Origin of the sequence: Xanthomonas sp. WHRI 1810A, from assembly GCF_040202885.1 — a bacterium.
GTDB lineage: Bacteria > Pseudomonadota > Gammaproteobacteria > Pseudomonadales > Pseudomonadaceae > Aquipseudomonas.
On the sequence record NZ_JBEGED010000017.1, the window covers coordinates 1 to 15,688 of the forward strand.

Annotated in this window: 15 protein-coding genes and 1 rRNA gene; 4 read left to right on the plus strand and 12 right to left on the minus strand. The window is 59.2% G+C overall.

The genetic code is table 11. The annotated features are described in order from the left end of the window. Window positions 1–136 precede the first annotated feature (136 nt). A 5S ribosomal RNA gene (gene rrf, locus ABQX22_RS21590) occupies window positions 137–252 on the plus strand. A 97-nt stretch (window positions 253–349) separates the two neighbouring features. Here rrf and ABQX22_RS21595 read toward each other — a convergent pair. From ABQX22_RS21595 to argH, 7 genes are all read right to left on the minus strand, one after another. Continuing rightward, window positions 350–1,096, minus strand: coding sequence for a GntR family transcriptional regulator (locus ABQX22_RS21595; protein ID WP_349801901.1), 747 nt, complete (start codon window positions 1,094–1,096; stop codon window positions 350–352). A gap of 157 nt (window positions 1,097–1,253) precedes the next feature. After that, on the minus strand, window positions 1,254–2,258 hold the full coding sequence (locus tag ABQX22_RS21600; RefSeq protein ID WP_349801902.1) for an aldo/keto reductase: 1,005 nt from the start codon (window positions 2,256–2,258) through the stop codon (window positions 1,254–1,256). A 139-nt stretch (window positions 2,259–2,397) separates the two neighbouring features. Next, window positions 2,398–3,576, minus strand: coding sequence for an MFS transporter (locus tag ABQX22_RS21605; protein ID WP_349801903.1), 1,179 nt, complete (start codon window positions 3,574–3,576; stop codon window positions 2,398–2,400). A 131-nt stretch (window positions 3,577–3,707) separates the two neighbouring features. Beyond that, window positions 3,708–4,529 (minus strand): ABC transporter substrate-binding protein, encoded by an 822-nt coding sequence (locus ABQX22_RS21610; RefSeq protein WP_349801904.1) that lies wholly within the window; start codon window positions 4,527–4,529, stop codon window positions 3,708–3,710. 22 nt (window positions 4,530–4,551) lie between these two features. Then, window positions 4,552–5,316, minus strand: a complete 765-nt coding sequence (locus ABQX22_RS21615) for an amino acid ABC transporter ATP-binding protein (protein WP_349801905.1) — start codon at window positions 5,314–5,316, stop codon at window positions 4,552–4,554. 22 nt (window positions 5,317–5,338) lie between these two features. Beyond that, complete coding sequence (locus tag ABQX22_RS21620) at window positions 5,339–6,217, minus strand: amino acid ABC transporter permease (protein WP_349801906.1); 879 nt, start codon at window positions 6,215–6,217, stop codon at window positions 5,339–5,341. A gap of 31 nt (window positions 6,218–6,248) precedes the next feature. Continuing rightward, complete coding sequence (argH, locus tag ABQX22_RS21625) at window positions 6,249–7,676, minus strand: argininosuccinate lyase (RefSeq protein ID WP_349801907.1); 1,428 nt, start codon at window positions 7,674–7,676, stop codon at window positions 6,249–6,251. A gap of 300 nt (window positions 7,677–7,976) precedes the next feature. Here argH and ABQX22_RS21630 point away from each other — a divergent pair, with 300 nt between their 5' ends. Continuing rightward, a complete protein-coding gene (locus tag ABQX22_RS21630; RefSeq protein WP_349801908.1) occupies window positions 7,977–8,942 on the plus strand; it encodes a LysR family transcriptional regulator in 966 nt (321 codons plus the stop codon). A gap of 15 nt (window positions 8,943–8,957) precedes the next feature. On the opposite strand, the gene ABQX22_RS21635 is transcribed toward ABQX22_RS21630, so the two are convergent. From ABQX22_RS21635 to ABQX22_RS21650, 4 genes are all read right to left on the minus strand, one after another. Further along, complete coding sequence (locus tag ABQX22_RS21635) at window positions 8,958–9,284, minus strand: hypothetical protein (RefSeq protein WP_349801909.1); 327 nt, start codon at window positions 9,282–9,284, stop codon at window positions 8,958–8,960. Further along, on the minus strand, window positions 9,281–9,838 hold the full coding sequence (locus ABQX22_RS21640; protein ID WP_349801910.1) for a hypothetical protein: 558 nt from the start codon (window positions 9,836–9,838) through the stop codon (window positions 9,281–9,283). Before ABQX22_RS21640 ends, ABQX22_RS21635 begins: the two co-directional genes overlap by 4 nt. Further along, window positions 9,835–11,010 carry a PepSY-associated TM helix domain-containing protein gene (locus ABQX22_RS21645; RefSeq protein ID WP_349801911.1) on the minus strand — a complete coding sequence of 392 codons (1,176 nt, stop codon included), beginning with the start codon at window positions 11,008–11,010 and terminating at the stop codon, window positions 9,835–9,837. The genes ABQX22_RS21640 and ABQX22_RS21645 overlap by 4 nt, the downstream gene beginning before the upstream one ends. Window positions 11,011–11,259: 249 nt before the next feature. Next, complete coding sequence (locus tag ABQX22_RS21650) at window positions 11,260–11,958, minus strand: HAD-IA family hydrolase (RefSeq protein ID WP_349801912.1); 699 nt, start codon at window positions 11,956–11,958, stop codon at window positions 11,260–11,262. 323 nt (window positions 11,959–12,281) lie between these two features. Between ABQX22_RS21650 and ABQX22_RS21655 the strand changes: the two genes are divergently transcribed. Continuing rightward, entirely contained in the window at window positions 12,282–13,769 is a 1,488-nt protein-coding gene (locus ABQX22_RS21655; protein WP_349801913.1) for a YdgA family protein, read from the plus strand. 41 nt (window positions 13,770–13,810) lie between these two features. Next, a complete protein-coding gene (locus ABQX22_RS21660; RefSeq protein WP_349801914.1) occupies window positions 13,811–14,569 on the plus strand; it encodes a class II aldolase/adducin family protein in 759 nt (252 codons plus the stop codon). A gap of 61 nt (window positions 14,570–14,630) precedes the next feature. Here ABQX22_RS21660 and ABQX22_RS21665 read toward each other — a convergent pair whose 3' ends face one another. After that, window positions 14,631–15,488 (minus strand): GNAT family N-acetyltransferase, encoded by an 858-nt coding sequence (locus ABQX22_RS21665; protein ID WP_349801915.1) that lies wholly within the window; start codon window positions 15,486–15,488, stop codon window positions 14,631–14,633. Window positions 15,489–15,688 lie beyond the last annotated feature (200 nt).

A 15,688-nucleotide genomic window follows, 5' to 3' on the forward strand; every position in this document is an offset into this window, starting at 1 on the left:
CCCCATGTGAGAGTAGGTCATCGTCAAGATTAAATTCCGAAACCCCTCATCGCTTGCGCGGTGAGGGGTTTTGTTTTAGTGAAAGCTATAGAAATTCGCTGGCACGTTACCTGATGACGGATCAGCAACAGAATTTCTTGACGACCATAGAGCGCTGGAACCACCTGATCCCATCCCGAACTCAGCAGTGAAACGGTGCATCGCCGATGGTAGTGTGGGGTTTCCCCATGTGAGAGTAGGTCATCGTCAAGATTGAATTCCGAAACCCCTGTCTGCGCAAGCAGACAGGGGTTTTGTCTTTCTAGAACGCTGAAATGCTTAGTTGAAACACAGATATGCCACTGGCCCGCTAAGGCTGAGTAGGTGTGCGTTTGCGCCGAGTCGTAGTGGCGCTGGCAATCGCAGCAGGGCGGCTGTTCAGATAGGAGCTGATGGCTTTAACCCCACGGTTCAAGTGTTGCTCAAGCGCGCTGATGGTTTGTCCTACAGACTTGGCTTGGGCGAACTGCAGCAACTCCCAGTGATCGTGCTGAGATAGCTTGCCGAGGCCCATGGCCGACAGATTGAAACGCAGAAACCGTTCCTCTTCGTTGAGACCCTCCGCCACCAATTTGAGCAACCGCTTGTTGGGCGCCCGCGAGTAGAGGGCCATGTGGAACATGCGATTAAGTGTGCCCATGACGGCGTAGTCCGTCTCAACCTCCAGCTTCTCAATGCAGACCCGCGCAGTGGCGATGTCCTGTTCAGTCAGCAATGGAATGGATTGGCGCAGCGCCTCGGATTCCAACAAGATGCGAAGCGCATAAGCGTCGGTGGCGTCTTCGCTAATCAGAGGCGCGACAACAGCCCCTTTGTGCGTTTCGACTTGAACCAGTGACTGCGCTTCGAGCTGACGCAAGGCCTCACGCACCGGCATGCGACTCACGCCAAACAGCGTGGCGAGTTCCTGCTGACGCAATGCGATGCCTGCGGGCAGCCGACCATCCAGGATGGCGTTTCGCACCTTCTCTTCGATAACGGAACGGGCCAGGTGTGCGGGTGGCTGCTCGTCGCCCAGAATGCCCCGGAGGAACTGCTCTTTGTCGGTCCTGTGCATCGCCTACTTCTTCATGGCTGTGTTGGATCCACGCGAACACTAGAAGCCACCACGGACCTTGTCAAATGTACAGCAGCGCTGTGGAGAAGGGCAGTCAGGCGTCCAGGAGCATGCAGAGAGAAATGCCGCCCTGCACACACCAAGAGCCCACTGCTTCTTACAGGTACCGCCCCGTAACGAAATGCTGCACGTCATTGAAGCCAGGCGTCGACGCATGCCCTGGCGTGACCAGCGAATCGATAAAGGCCTCGTCCTCGGCGGTGATATTCACGCTTAACGCTTTCGTATAACTGTCCCACTGTTCTTCAGTGCGCGGTCCTACGATGGCAGACGTTACGGCCTTGTTGTTGAGCACCCAGGCAATGGCGAACTCCACGATGCCAACGCCTTTATCCTGCGTGTACTGCTGAATTTTCTGCGCAATCCGCAGCGACTCCACACGCCATTCCGTTTCCAGGATGCGCTTGTCCTGGCGCCCTGCGCGCGTACTGCTGTCTGGCGTCACGTCCGGCGCATACTTGCCGCTGAGAACGCCTCGGGCGAGCGGGCTGTAGGGCACGACCCCGAGGCCATGAAACCTGGCGGCGGTGATCTGCTCAAGCTCCGCCTGGCGGTTGACGATGTTGTACAGCGGCTGACTGATGATCGGTTTGTCCACGCCCAGCCTCAGCGCCACATTTACTACCTCTGCGATGCGCCAACCGCGAAAGTTGGACACGCCCCAGTAGCGGATCTTGCCCTGACGAATCAGGTCGCCGATGGCAGACACCGTGACCTCCAGTGGCGTGTTGTGGTCTTCCTTATGCAGGTAATAGATGTCGATGTAGTCGGTGTCGAGGCGACGCAGGCTGGACTCCACCTCATTGAAAATGTGCTTGCGATTCAGGCCGCTTGAATTGGGCGCCGCATTGCCGGAGCTGCTGCCAACCTTGGTGGCCAGGACCCACTCACTGCGACGCGAAGCGATGGCTTCTCCCACGATTTCTTCCGAGCGCCCGGCGTTGTACACGTTTGCGGTGTCGATGAAATTCACGCCCTCATCACAGGCCTTGTCGATGATGCGCAGCGACTCTTCAGTGCTGGTTTGAACACCGAACATCATGGAACCTAATGTGAGTGTCGACACTTTGAGGCCGGATTGGCCGAGAATGCGGTGAGTCATGCGATGTCCTTTTCGGGAAAGAAGTGGAAATCAGGACGGTCCGGGTCAGCGCACCAAGGCGTGCTGAAAAGCCGGCCAGACCGACCGCTCTAGGCCGAACATACTCACCTGTTTGAGGCGGATTTGAAAAGTGACAAATTTAACGCGGCGTGCCGGGTTGAGCCTGTCGGCCGCTCAGAAAACATAACGTCCCGCCCATCGCCGTCAGACCCGCGAGCACGTAAAACATCGTCTGCGCGGGAGTATTGATCAACAAATAGCCACAAATTACCGGACTCATGGCACCGCCGAACGCGGCCAGATTTTGCGCGCCCAGATAACTGCCACGCAGATGATCCGGGGCAATGGTGTCGATGAACAGATACTCGGCCGGGTAGATGATCATTTCGCCCAGCGTGAACACGAACATGGCCACGCACCACCCAACGGTGCTTTCGGCGAAACTGAAACCGATCAGCCCGATGACGAACATCCCGGTGCCCAGGCCAATCCAATGCGGCAGCTGCTCGCGTTTGAGGAAGCGACCAATCTGGTACTGCATCAGGATCACGGTGACAGCATTACAAGCCAACACGGCGGACAGGATTTTCAGTGCCTGCGCAGACGTATGGGTCACCAGCAGAAACTGCGAGAGGTACAGCGTATAACGCCCGTGCACGATGGTGCTCAACAGGCTGCCACCGGTGAAAAGGATCAGCGTGCGGTCGCTCTTCAGCGTGGCGAGTGTCTTGAGAAAGCTTAGCGGTGTGTTAGCGGGGCGATCACGGACCGTGGGCGGGATACCGATCATCAAGAAGACGCTGCCAAACGCGATGGCGCTGGCAATCAGGAACGGCGCGAGCGGCAGCTGGCCTGCAATCAAGACGCCAAGCATCGGTCCGGTTGCGTAGCCGATGTTGGTCAGGGTGTAGCGCAGGGAAAACACGGCAGCACGCTGGCCCACCGGCAGGTTCTCGCTGATGATCGCTTTTGAGCCCATCAGGAACAGCGCTGAGGCGGTTTCGGTGATCACCAGTGTCAGTGTCGTCAGATACACGTCGTGCGCCAGGGTGAGCAACGTGAAGCCGACAGCACTGGAGAGCATCGCCAGGATCAGCAGCTTGCGCTTCTCCAGGCGATCGATGATGTAGCCGCCATACAACCCCAGCAGCGTCGCAAGGAACACCGCGACGCCCATCAGCAAACCGACGTCTTGCTGATTCAGCCCGAGCCGGGTGCTCAGAAACAGTGTCAGCAAGGGGCTGGTCATCGCCCGACTCATGACGATGGTCAGTGAGCAGACCATCAGGCGACGGATCACGAGGGAGTAAGTATCCACTGATTTCCTTATGTCCTTATATTCCACACGAAGCTTAATGCAGGCGCTGACGGAGGCTGCGATGACGGGATGTCAGACCGACCGCAATCGCAGCCTCGCCCAGGCTCGTCAGTTCCTGCAGAAGAGAACGATCATTTACCCTGATTCGTCTCGACCTTAGTGACAGCACCCCGCTCCAGATTCCACTTCTTCAGGATCTTCCCGTAAGTGCCATCGTCGACCATGCTTTGCATCGCTTCAACTATGGCCGCGGCCAATTGCGGGTTGGCTTTGCTGACGCCCAGTCCCGTGAACTGCTTGGAAATCGCCTCGCCGATCGGCTTGTACGCGTCCTTTTCCTGGGACATCAGGTACGGAATCGTTTCGCTGCCCTGCATGGCGGCATCCAGGCGACCCTGACGCAGTTGAGCGCGGGCATCGGCCGAGCCTTCCGAGCCGATCACTTCGATGGCAGGTTTGCCGGCCGCTTCGCAGTTGGCCTTGCTCCACGCCGCGATCTCAGCGGGCCACGTGGTGCGCCGGCTGGTGCCCACTTTCTTGCCGCACAGGTCGGTCAGCTCATTGATCTGGGTGTTTTTTGTCAGCGTGTAAAGTTGCGGGCCGCTGGCGAAATAGTCGATGAACGTCACCGACTTCTGCCGCTCTGCTGTGTCTGTCATGCCCGACAGGATGATGTCGAAGCGCTTGGTCACGAGGCCGCTGACCATCTGTTCGAATGCGGTTTCCTGCCATTTGATCTTCACACCCAGCCGCTCAGCCAGCGCGTTGCCCAGATCCACATCCAGACCTGTCAGCGTGTTGGTGGCCGGGTCTTTGAAATCCATGGGCGGATAGTTCGGCACGATGGCTGCGGTGATTTCACCCTTGTCTTTCAGGCTGGCGGGGATCGCAGCGAAAACCGAGGCGGACGCCATCAGGCCGACAAGCATCGTTGGGATAATGAGTTTATTCATGGTCGTTCTCTTTGATTTTCGTTTAGGTGCGAACGGCAGAAATGAAGCTTTGAGTTCTTGGGTTTTGTGGACTTATTAGTATGTCTTCCGGGCTTCCCGCCTCTACGATCTGGCCTGCGTCCATGAACACCATGCGATTGGAGACTTCGCGAGCGAAGCCCAATTCGTGGGTCACCACGATCATCGTCATGCCGCTATGCGCCAGGTCGCGCATTACCGACAGCACTTCGCCCACCAGTTCTGGGTCCAGCGCGGAGGTGGGCTCATCGAACAGCATCAGCTTGGGCCGCATCGCCAAGGCACGGGCGATGGCTACCCGTTGCTGCTGGCCACCGGACAACTCGATGGGATAGGCATCGCGCTTGTCGGCCAGACCCACGCGCGCGAGCAATTCGATGGCGTCTTCCTGAGCCTCCTTCGGCGACCGCTTGAGCACCTGGCATGGGCCTTCGGTGATGTTTTGCAGCACGGTCATGTGCGGAAACAGGTTGAAGCGCTGAAACACCATGCCGGTGGACAGCCGCTGACGGGCGATCTGGGCTTCGTTGAGTTCGTGCAGTTTGTTGCCGACGACTCGGTATCCCACCAGTTCGCCATCCACCCACAGGCCGCCCTTGTCGATCTTTTCCAGCTGATTGACGCAGCGCAGCAGCGTGCTTTTACCCGAGCCGGACGGGCCGATGATGCACAGCACCTCGCCCTGTTCGACCTCGACGTTGACGTCCTTGAGGGCGTGGAAATTGTCGTAATACTTATTCAGGCCGACGGCTTTGACGATGCTTCTCATGGGTAAATCTCCTCGACCTGGATTACGAGCGCTTGCCGGCGCCGCGGGCGAAACGCAGCTCCAGACGGCTTTGGCCCAGTGAAAGCACTGTCACCACGGCCAGATACCAAATGCCTGCGACCATCAGCAACTCCATGACCCGTGCGTTGGCGTAGTAAATGTTCTGCGCGTTGTGCAGCAACTCGGAGTACTGAATCACACTGGCCAGACTGGTCATCTTCACCATGCTGATGAATTCGTTGCCAACGGGGGGAATGATCACCCGCATGGCCTGCGGCAGGATGATCCGGCGCAGCGCCTGCAAGCGCGGCATGCCGATGGACTTGGCGGCCTCGTACTGACCGGTGTCCACCGACAGCAATCCTGCGCGCACCACTTCGGCGGTGTAGGCGCCTTGGTTGATGCTTAGCCCCAGCAGTGCTGCCATGAACGGGGTCATCAGGCTGACGGTGTCGAGGGTGAACACACCCGGAATGCCAATGACCGGGAAGATCAGCGCCAGGTTGAACCACAGCAACAGCTGCAGAATCAGCGGCGTCCCCCGGAACAGCCAGGTGTATGTGATGGCGACGTAACGCAGGATAGGGTTAGCCGACATGCGCATGACCGCAATGATCACGCCGAAAATCACACCGAGAATCATCGCCAGAATCGACATGACGATCGTGTTCACCAACCCCCACATGATCGCTTGAGACGTCAGGAACTGCCCGATGTAAGACCATTCGATCTGCCCGTTGGCGAAGGCTCGCGCCAAACCCGCCAGGGCGATGACGATGACCGTGGCGAAAAAGATCCGTCCGTAATAGCGCCGGGGTACGTGCTCGTATTGAGTGATGTCGAACGCGTTTTCGATCTTCTTGCGTTCAGCCTGCAGACGTTCTGCCTGGGTCTGGTTCATGGTGTTTCTCCTGAAAGCCTGGCCTCAGTGGTCAGATACGAAACCCGCCATAGGTCTCAGCCCATTGCTGTTGTGCGGTCAGTGCAGTCTTCAAACGGCCGATCTGTTCGCGAACCCGTTCCGGCGCAGTGCCACCCCAACCGCTGCGTGCAGCAATCGCGGCTTCGAGGGTCAGGCACTCGCGCACCTCAGGCGTCAGACGTACGTCCACGTCGGCGAGCATTGCCGGCGTGGCCTCCCACAGCTCGATGTCGTGCTTCTCACACAGCTGGACCAACGCGCCGGTGATTTCGTGGGCTTCCTTGAAGGGCACGCCACGCACTGATAGCCAGTCGGCTACCTCGGTGGCCAAAGTGAAGCCCAACGGCGCCTGACGACGCAGCTCATCCACGTTGACGGTCATGGTGGCGACCATCCCGGCCATGGCTGGCAGCACCAACAGCAGGGTGTCGACGCTGTCGAGCACGCTGTTCTTGTCCTCGCTCAAGTCGCGGTTGTATGACAGCGGCAGTGATTTGAGGGTCGAGAGCAGACCGGTCAGGTTCCCGATCAGGCGCCCGGCCTTGCCCCGTGCCAGTTCTGCAATGTCCGGGTTCTTCTTCTGCGGCATGATCGAGCTGCCCGTGGCGTAGCCGTCGTCCAGGCTCACCCAACGAAACTGCCGCGATGACCACAGGCAAAACTCTTCGGCCAGGCGGGAGATGTTCACCCCGAGCATACTGGCCACGAACAGAAACTCAGCCACATGATCGCGACTGGCGACCGCATCGATCGAGTTTTCGCACGGGCCGCTGTAGCCCATTTCCCTGGCCGAGTGCTCCGGCTCACGGGCAATGGCGGAACCGGCCATCGCCGCTGCGCCCAGTGGCGACAGCGACGTGCGCACGTCCCAGTCAACCAGCCGCTGCACATCGCGCAGCATCGATTGCGCATGGGCGAGCAAATGGTGAGCGAAGACGATGGGTTGCGCCTGCTGAAGGTGCGTGAAGCCCGGGCAAATGCTTTCGATATGCTGGTCGGCCTGGGCCACCAGCGCCTGCTGCAGCCCGAGCACCTCGGTGGTGATCAACCGGGCGTGATCGCGCAGAAACAACCTTAAATCGTTGGCGGTCTGGTCATTGCGCGAGCGGCCGGCGCGCAGCTTGCCACCCAGCGCACCCAGGCGTTCAGTCAGCGCTCGCTCGATGAAGGTGTGCACGTCCTCATCGTCTGGCGTCGGCTGGAGGGTTCCTTCGCGAAAGTCATGGCCGATGGCGTCGAGCGCGTCGATCATGGTCTTGGTTTCGCTGTCATCCAGCAGCCCTGCGCGCTGCAACTCACGAGCGTGAGCACGGGAGCCGGCAAGGTCGTACGGTGTCAGGCGAAAGTAGCGTTCCGGCGCGCGGGACAGCGCCACCAGGGCTTCGGACGGACCGGTCTTGAAACGTGCGCCCCATAGGCGATCGGTTGGCTCAGACATGGTTCTTTTCCTCTGCAAGCGCGAATTCGATAGTCGCTAACGAACCGGAGAGCGCGTCATTCCCGCAGGAGTACGCGGACGTCATCCAGTTATTCGCTGACTTTGGAGGGCAGTTTCAAGCATCAAGTCCTGATCGAAGTGTCAGGTTTTAATCATCTTTAAATCAGCGACTTGTCACTGATCGGGGTATCGAATGGATGGTTGCCAGTCGCTATTATCTGTGCTCATTATTGCGGCCAAGGCATGTTTTTGTAGTAAGTCACAGCCTGTTGAATATGACGGGCGAGGTAAATAAGCATTATGGAAACCCCACTTTCCACTTCTGGAAACTTGCCGCCAAAACCGGGAGCCAGAGCGCCGCTAACGCTGAGCGGGCTGGACTTCAAGTTGTTGCGAGTATTTCAGGCGGTGGTCGAAGCAGGAGGCTTCAGTGCTGCGCAAAATGAGCTGAACGTGGGCCTGGCCGCCATCAGCAAGCAGATTTCCGACCTTGAAATCCGTATTGGTATGCGCCTGTGCACCCGCGGACGCGAAGGCTTTTGCCTCACCGAAGAAGGTAAACTTGTCTATCAGGCGTCCATCGATTTATTCTCTTCGGTGGACAGTTTCCGCGACAGGATTAGTTCGGCGCAGCACGAGTTAATCGGTGATTTAAGTATCGGTGTGATCGATAACACGATGTCGGATACGAACTCACCGCTCATTGCTGCGCTTAGAACGATGCATGATCAAGCGCCTAAAGTAAGGCTGCGACTTCATGCCGCGCAACTCGATGAAGTCGAACGTGCCGTGGTTGAAGGGCGGATGGTATTGGGCATTGTCCCGGTGTATCAGCAACGCGAGGAGTTCGATTATTTCCCGCTGTATGAGGAGGTGTCCCACGCCTATTGCGCCACCGGGCACCCGCTGTTCGATGTTGCGGAAACCGCCTTGGACGATTGCTGTCTTCGCCAGCATGAGGTCATCAATCACCGGTACGCCATTCACCGCGACAAGGCCAGTTTTGTGACGTACGACAGCCAGTCAGCTTCGGCCTCCCAGGTTGAAGCCGTGGCGATGTTGATCCTGACGGGGCGTTTCATTGGCTTTTTGCCCCGGCATTATGCCGAGCGTTTCGTGCGCGACGGCACGTTGCGCTCGCTGCGCGCCGACCTGATTCAGATCCAGACCCCCTTCAGCCTCATCCTGCGCCACAGCGCGCCCCGCAGTCCGCTGGTCAAAGCGTTTACGGCAGCGCTGGGCGTTAATCTGAAGCCCAGCGCTTAAGGCGCTGCTGACAGGTTATCGCTGCGCCTGGATCTTGCTGTAATCGACTTCCAGCGTGTGGCCAGCGCCCATGTCCATCAGTACATAGAAATCGCCAGCCGGGCGGTCGAAGGTAAACGTGGAGTCCTCGCCGAACTTGCCAGCCACCAGCGTCTTTTCGTCGTAGCCAATCACATCCACGGTCACGCCGCTGGCAGCGGCACCGTGGGCGAACCCGCCTTTGCATTGAACCTGATCGGCCCCTATGGCGTGACACTCACACAGCAGCGTGTGGGCCTGCACATTCAGACTGGTGGCGCTCAACAGCAGCAGGGCAGCACTCGCAAAAAAAGTACGTGTCATGGACGGTCTCCTTGGCTCTTCAGCCATTCGACGGTTTTGGGGGACGCCTTGGCCAGCGCCAGGGTGGTCTGGTGAACTGCGCCGTCCCAGCCTTCCAGAGTGATCCACAGCTCATCATTCGGACTGGCGGAGGGCGAAACCGACACTTCAGCGCCCATGCGGTAAGGGCTGCCCTCGAAGATCGCCCCGGCCGTTCTCAGGCTGCGCGGTTTGCCGATCCGCATGTAGCCGGCCTTGATCTGCGGGATGCAGGTGTCACACAGCGCAACGTTGAATTCTTTAACGTAAACCCCCGGGGCCTCTGACTCCGGGCCGTCGTCGTGGGTTTCCGCCAGCGTCAGGCTCCAGGGGCCGACCTGCACCGGGCCGATCATGCGTTCGCCCAGGCCGGTGTCGCCACGGAAAAACGCCATGTCCCGGAAGTACTGCGGCATGAAGCCCAGCGGGATCAGTAGCAACAGAATGCTCAGGTGAAAACGCCACTTCAGCCATAGCCGTCGGGCGCGCGAGGCCGGTAGCGGTTGCTTGTCGAGTTGTGTCGCAGCCTTGCTCATGAGTTGACCTCCGAGACGCTGGCTTCACGGGAGCGAGCGGGGCGACGCAAAGCCGCTGCGGTGGCGATGGCCGTGCGCTTGGTCCAGATCAACAGTCCGCTGAGGACCATCATGCTCAACAGCAGGCCGAAGAACATCCAGATCATTTTTATCCACAGGCCGCCGAAGTCGCCGGTATGCAGGGGCCGCATCGACTGCGTTACGAATTCCAGCTTCGAGTAATCCGAGAGCAAGCGCTGCTCGGCAATCTGCCCGTTATACGGGTTGATCGAGGCGCTTTGAAACATCAGCGGATACCAGCCGCGCCCAGACAATGCGATGTGGTTGTAGGCGGTGCCGGGGAAAGTGACGGTGCTGATTTCCAGTCCTGGAATATGGCTTTGCGCGGTATTGATCGCGTTATCCACAGGCACCAGGTTCGGACGCAGGCCGTCTGCGGTACGCGGTACTTCCTGGCGGGCGACCATGTCCGGCACGCCTTCGGTGGTGATATCAATGTGGTTGTCGAACAGGATGGCTTGAATCAAAAACCACAGCCCGGTGATGGCGATCACGGCGATAAACCAGATCGACCAGATGCCGGACAAGCGATGAAAATCACCCCAGAACACCCGCGCGCCTTGATTCAAACGCAGCGTCGGTTTGAGGAACGCGCGCCAGAATCGCTTGAACACCACAAGCCCGGTGACCAGGGATGCCAACAGTGGCAGGCTCAGCAGCGACACCAGATACCAGCCCCAACTGAAGCCGCTGGTAAACGGCACCAGCCACCAGCCATGCAGCGCCCGGGTGAACTGCTGGAAATCGAAGTCAGGGTTCTTGCCTTGAATCACGCCGGTGTACGGGTTAACGAACAGCGTCGCCGAGCTGCCATCCGGGTTGCTCACCAAGGCGGTCAGGGCAAAGTGCGATTCATCGGGGCGGCTGATTTCACGGATGACCAGTTCAGGCCGCGCAGTGCGGATAGCCTCCACGGCTTGACCGAACGTCAGCAGCGGGGCGTCTTCCGAAGGTTGGGTGGCGCGGATTTCCGGCAGTGCCAGCCAGACAATCTCCTGACTGACCACTGCCAGCGTACCGGTAACGCAGACGATCAGGACGAAAAACCAGATGGGCAGCGCCAGCCAGCTGTGGACGAGGAACCAGATGCGCGAACGCGACTTCTTGGACATTGATTGAGCGTCTTGTCTGCAATGAGGACACCGCTGAAAAAGCGCGCGCGGCGGGACCAAATGATTTGGCCCTCTATCATCTACGAATGAGACGCAAACCCGGCAGATCAAGATGCAAGCAAATGTTTCTGCGGCGTGTAGGCGCGCATTTTCCGTAGGAGCGACTTGTTCGCGAAGCGTTATGACTGGCACACCCTATCGACCGCTTCGCCAACACTCTGGCTCCTACAGAACCGCGTCAAAATGGATTCAACGCTTGTCGCTGTACCCCGGCAAACCCCAGTCCTGCGGCACAAACTCGGCCAGTGAGCCCAGCATCAGATCAGCGTGGGTGTACTGCTCAACCGGCATGTGCGAGTCCGGCACAGCAACGGCGTGCATGCCAGCCGTTTTCGCGGCGGTCACGCCAAACGGCGAGTCTTCGAACACCAGGCAATCCTTCGGATCCACGCCCAGGCGGCGCGCTGCTACCAGGAAGATGTCCGGTGCTGGCTTGGCGGCCGTGACGTCCGGGTCATCTGCAGTGACCACGTGGTGGAACAGCTCAAACCAGGCACGGTGCAGCGTCGTCTTCGCGTGGAAATAGTGGATCGAAGAGCTGGTACCGACAGCGATGGGAATATTGTGTTCGGCCAGATGACGCACCAGGGCTTCGGCGCCATGCATGGGTTGTGCGTTGGGGAAACGATCGTCGAGCATCGGCTGGCGGACGGTCAGGAACTCATCGGCGGTCATCGGCAGCTCAAGCGCGTTGATCACGTATTGAGCAAAATCCGTAGCACCGCGGCCGATGGTGTGCTGCTTGACGTCCCAGCCAAAGGTCTTGCCATGGCGTTTGGCAATGGTATCGGTGACTTCGGTGTAAATGCCCTCGGTGTCGAGCAGCAGGCCATCCATATCGAAAATCACTGCCTTGATCGGGCCCTTTGCGTTTTGCGCGTCGCTCATCTCTTCGATCCCGTGTGCAAATTGATGCCCAGCCTAACAACTGGTTGAAGACGATGGCTAGGGCGCAAAGCCGCAAATAGGCGTCTTCGGGCAAATTGAGCCGCAAGATACGCAGTTCAACACGCTGTATCCGCACTCGCGGCAACCCCTGACAGCGCAAACAGCCGGCTGTCGGGGATGTCGCCGCCCTACACGAGTGCTAATCTGCCCTCGGCTCTCGGCAGCGCAACAGGCTGCGTCGGCAGGTTCGTCCCAGCCGCTGGAATCTCAGGGGGCAGGGAAGCGATCAATCACCACCAGAACGGATATCTTCGAGTCGACACATGAATAAATCAGCAAAATTGGCCGTAGGCGTCGTTGTCGTGGCAGGCGCGTTGATCACCGCAGGCGCCTGGTACACCGGCGTACGACTCGAAGGCGTGCTGGGCGAGGCGATCGTCGAGGGCAACAAACAACTCAAGACCGCCATGGTCGGCCAGCAGGGTGACGCGAGCGTGGAGTTGCTCTCCCTTGATCGCCACGTGTTCACCAGCACCGCCCACTATCGCGTCACGGTGCAGAGTCCTGACATCAATCAGGGTCAGCCGGTCGAGTTGCTGCTGGTGGATAACATTGAACATGGCCCCTTTCCCTGGTCGCGCGTGAAGGCCATGAAGCTGGTACCGGTGATGGCGGCCAGCAACATGCAACTGGAAAAGAACGCGGTCTCCGAGCGCTGGTTCGCCATGACCGAGGGTAAGGCGCCGGTGCTGGGGCATTTCAGCATGGGTTATGACCGCGCAGGCGAAGGGCGGGTGGATTTCCTGCCGTTCCAGTTCGAAGACGAGAAGGGCACCTTCAAATTTTCCGGTCTGACCCTCAATGCCCAGGCCAGCGGTGACGGCCAGAAGCTCAACGCGACCGGTTACCTGCAAAACCTGGACATCAACGCCAAGTCCGAAGAAGGCCCGGTGCGCGTCGCGCTGGAAGGGTTCTCGTTCCAGACCGGCGGGACCAAAGGCAAATCGGGTTTCTATCTGGGCCACAGCGACGCCAAAGTGGCAACGGCCGTGTTGCAGGTGGTTGGCAGGCCGCCCATAGAACTCAAAGATTTCGTCAACACCAGCCTGCTGCAGGAAGTGGATGGCAATCTGAGCGCACAGGTCGGCTACGACATCGGCATGATCAGCTACAACGGCAAGCAGATCGGCTCATCGCAGATGGCATGGAAGTTCGCCAACTTCGACATCGCCGCGACCCAGACGCTGCTGCAGTTCTACAAGGACAAGATTCAGCCACAGGCCCAGGCCGCCGCGATGGCGGGCGAACGGTTCACGCCGCAATTGACGCCTGGCGATCAAGCGCTGATGCAGGCCGAAGTCGCCAAGCTGTTGTCTGGCAAACCGCACATCGAGCTGGAAAAGCTGGCGCTCAAGACCAAAAACGGTGAGAGCCATTTCAGCCTGGTTCTGGATCTGAACAACCCGACGTCGCTGGACCAGGCGGGGCCGGAGCTGCTCAAGCAGTTGCTGACTCAGCTGGATGCAAAGTTGCTGCTGTCCAAGCCGATGATCCAGGACCTGGCCACGTTGCAGGCGGCCAATGCCGGCGTAACCGACCCGATGACCGTTGCGCAACAGTCCAAGGACGCGGCGGACACGGCTGGCGCCATGGCGATCATGCTGGATGTGGGCAAGGTCGAGGGCGACAACATCACCTCACACTTGCATTACGCCAACGACGTCGTCGACTTCAACGGCGACAAAATGTCCGCTCAGCAGTTTGCCGAGCTCATCATGACCAAAGTGGGCATGTTGAACGGCGGGCACTAGCCCAAGGGCCGTCACCTCATCACGTCACCGGGAGTACTCACATGAATCGCCCTGAGCACATTGCGCCACAGGAATGGGAAACGCGCTGCGAGCTGGCTGCGCTCTACCGGATGATTGCGCACTTTCGCATGACTGATTTGATCGACACCCATATCAGCCTGCGCGTGCCGGGCCCCGAGCATCACTTCCTGATAAACCGCTATGGCGTGTTGTTCGACCACATGCGTGCCAGTGATCTGGTGAAGATCGATCACGCGGGCAAAATCGTTGATGCCTCAGGCAGCAAAGGAGAGGTCAACGAGGCAGGTTTCGTCATTCATTCGGCCATCCACATGGCGCGCGCTGACATGAACTGCGTGATCCACACTCACACCGCGGCGGGGATGGCCGTTTCGGCGCAAGAGCAAGGGCTGCTGCCCATCACGCAGCACGCGCTGAAGTTCTACGGCAAGCTGGCTTATCACACCTACGAGGGCGTTGCCTTGTGCTTGGAGGAGCGTGCACGGCTGGTGCACGATCTGGGCAGTCATCGCGCGATGATTCTGCGCAACCACGGTTTGCTCGCGGGCGGGCGAAACGTGGCCGAAGCGTTCCATGAAATCCACTTTCTGGAGCGCGCCTGCCAGGCTCAGATTCAGGCGCTGGCCGGCAACAGCAAACTGATTTACCCCTCCGAAGAAGTCTGCCGCCTGACCGCCAGCCAGTTCACTGACGACGAAGAAGGCATGCGCCTGATCGAACTGGCCTGGACCGCGGCGTTGCGACTGATCGAACACCAGCGTGAGGATTACGCGTCGTAAGGGGCATGGCGTATGGCATCGCAGCCTTCGGCAGCTCTTACAGGGGATTGATGTCGCCGCATTAACCGAGGGCCTGAGTAGCCAGCGCGTATTGCTGCACGCCTTGAGAAGCCTGCGGCACGGCGCCGAGGCTCATGTGCGTCACCGCGTCCACACGCTTGAGGCCGGCGTCTTCAAGCCATTGCGCGAGACCGCATTGGGTGGGGATGTCGATACGCACAAACGCCCCCGAAACTTTGCCAAGCAGCTGTTCGATCATGTGTTTGGCCTGATCCAGGTCCTGAGCGACCACGGGCCCCAGGCCCAGTCCGCGACCGAATGGCCGCAGCAGTGCAAAGCCCTGAAGCTGCCCGTCACGCTCTACGCCCACGCCGTACTCGGCGACCGCCAGCAGTTCATCAAGCAGGGCCGCCCGGTCCATGCCAGTGCCGGCGCTGGCAAGTGCCACCAGGCGAGCCCTGTCGGTATTTTCCAGCGCACGACAGGCATCGCCTGCTTTAAGCGGCGTGGAGCCAGCCAAGCTCGCACGTCCCTGCCGTTGCTCGATCTCGCCGAAATCCTTGAAGCCCATTTTGGCGTACAGCGGCGCGCCGGACAGCGTCGCATTGAGCACCGCGGTGCGAGGGGCGACCGTTTCCAGTGCCAGATTCATGAGCCTGCGACCAATGCCCTGACCCTGATAGTCGTCGCTGACGATTACCAGGCCGATGGTGGAGAAATCACCCTGGTGGCACGCAAATGAACTGCCGATCAGTTTGCCGTTGTCCTCGGCAATGAATCCTTGAGCGACCCGTTGCAACATGGCCCAGTCTTCGAACCGATGCGGCCATTTCAGCGCGACAGACAAGCCGTGGGCGTTGACGACATCGGCGGCGGTCATCGGGCGAAAGAGGTAAGCGGGAGGTTGTGAATCCGACATGGTGGATCTCCGTTCAGTAGATTCCCCATCGTGGGAGGGACCTTGCTTTATTGCGTCAGGCCGGTATTAAGGCGGGCGGCCTGGCACGCTTGTACGCAGCCAGTTTCACGCCCGCCGCAGGTGTAATCAGTCAGCGTAGCAAGGAGCTTTACTCTCGGTCTAAATGTTATAGTATAACCAAAAGAGGCTGTATTAACCGA

Coding starts and splice junctions, on each gene's coding strand:
- ABQX22_RS21655 (WP_349801913.1), top strand. CDS start 12,282: ATGAATAAATCAGCAAAATTGGCCGTAGGCGTCGTTGTCGTGGCAGGC.
- ABQX22_RS21620 (WP_349801906.1), bottom strand. CDS start 6,217: ATGAACCAGACCCAGGCAGAACGTCTGCAGGCTGAACGCAAGAAGATC.
- ABQX22_RS21665 (WP_349801915.1), bottom strand. CDS start 15,488: ATGTCGGATTCACAACCTCCCGCTTACCTCTTTCGCCCGATGACCGCC.
- ABQX22_RS21595 (WP_349801901.1), bottom strand. CDS start 1,096: ATGCACAGGACCGACAAAGAGCAGTTCCTCCGGGGCATTCTGGGCGAC.
- ABQX22_RS21600 (WP_349801902.1), bottom strand. CDS start 2,258: ATGACTCACCGCATTCTCGGCCAATCCGGCCTCAAAGTGTCGACACTC.
- ABQX22_RS21630 (WP_349801908.1), top strand. CDS start 7,977: ATGGAAACCCCACTTTCCACTTCTGGAAACTTGCCGCCAAAACCGGGA.
- ABQX22_RS21640 (WP_349801910.1), bottom strand. CDS start 9,838: ATGAGCAAGGCTGCGACACAACTCGACAAGCAACCGCTACCGGCCTCG.
- ABQX22_RS21660 (WP_349801914.1), top strand. CDS start 13,811: ATGAATCGCCCTGAGCACATTGCGCCACAGGAATGGGAAACGCGCTGC.
- ABQX22_RS21650 (WP_349801912.1), bottom strand. CDS start 11,958: ATGAGCGACGCGCAAAACGCAAAGGGCCCGATCAAGGCAGTGATTTTC.
- ABQX22_RS21645 (WP_349801911.1), bottom strand. CDS start 11,010: ATGTCCAAGAAGTCGCGTTCGCGCATCTGGTTCCTCGTCCACAGCTGG.
- ABQX22_RS21635 (WP_349801909.1), bottom strand. CDS start 9,284: ATGACACGTACTTTTTTTGCGAGTGCTGCCCTGCTGCTGTTGAGCGCC.
- argH (WP_349801907.1), bottom strand. CDS start 7,676: ATGTCTGAGCCAACCGATCGCCTATGGGGCGCACGTTTCAAGACCGGT.
- ABQX22_RS21610 (WP_349801904.1), bottom strand. CDS start 4,529: ATGAATAAACTCATTATCCCAACGATGCTTGTCGGCCTGATGGCGTCC.
- ABQX22_RS21615 (WP_349801905.1), bottom strand. CDS start 5,316: ATGAGAAGCATCGTCAAAGCCGTCGGCCTGAATAAGTATTACGACAAT.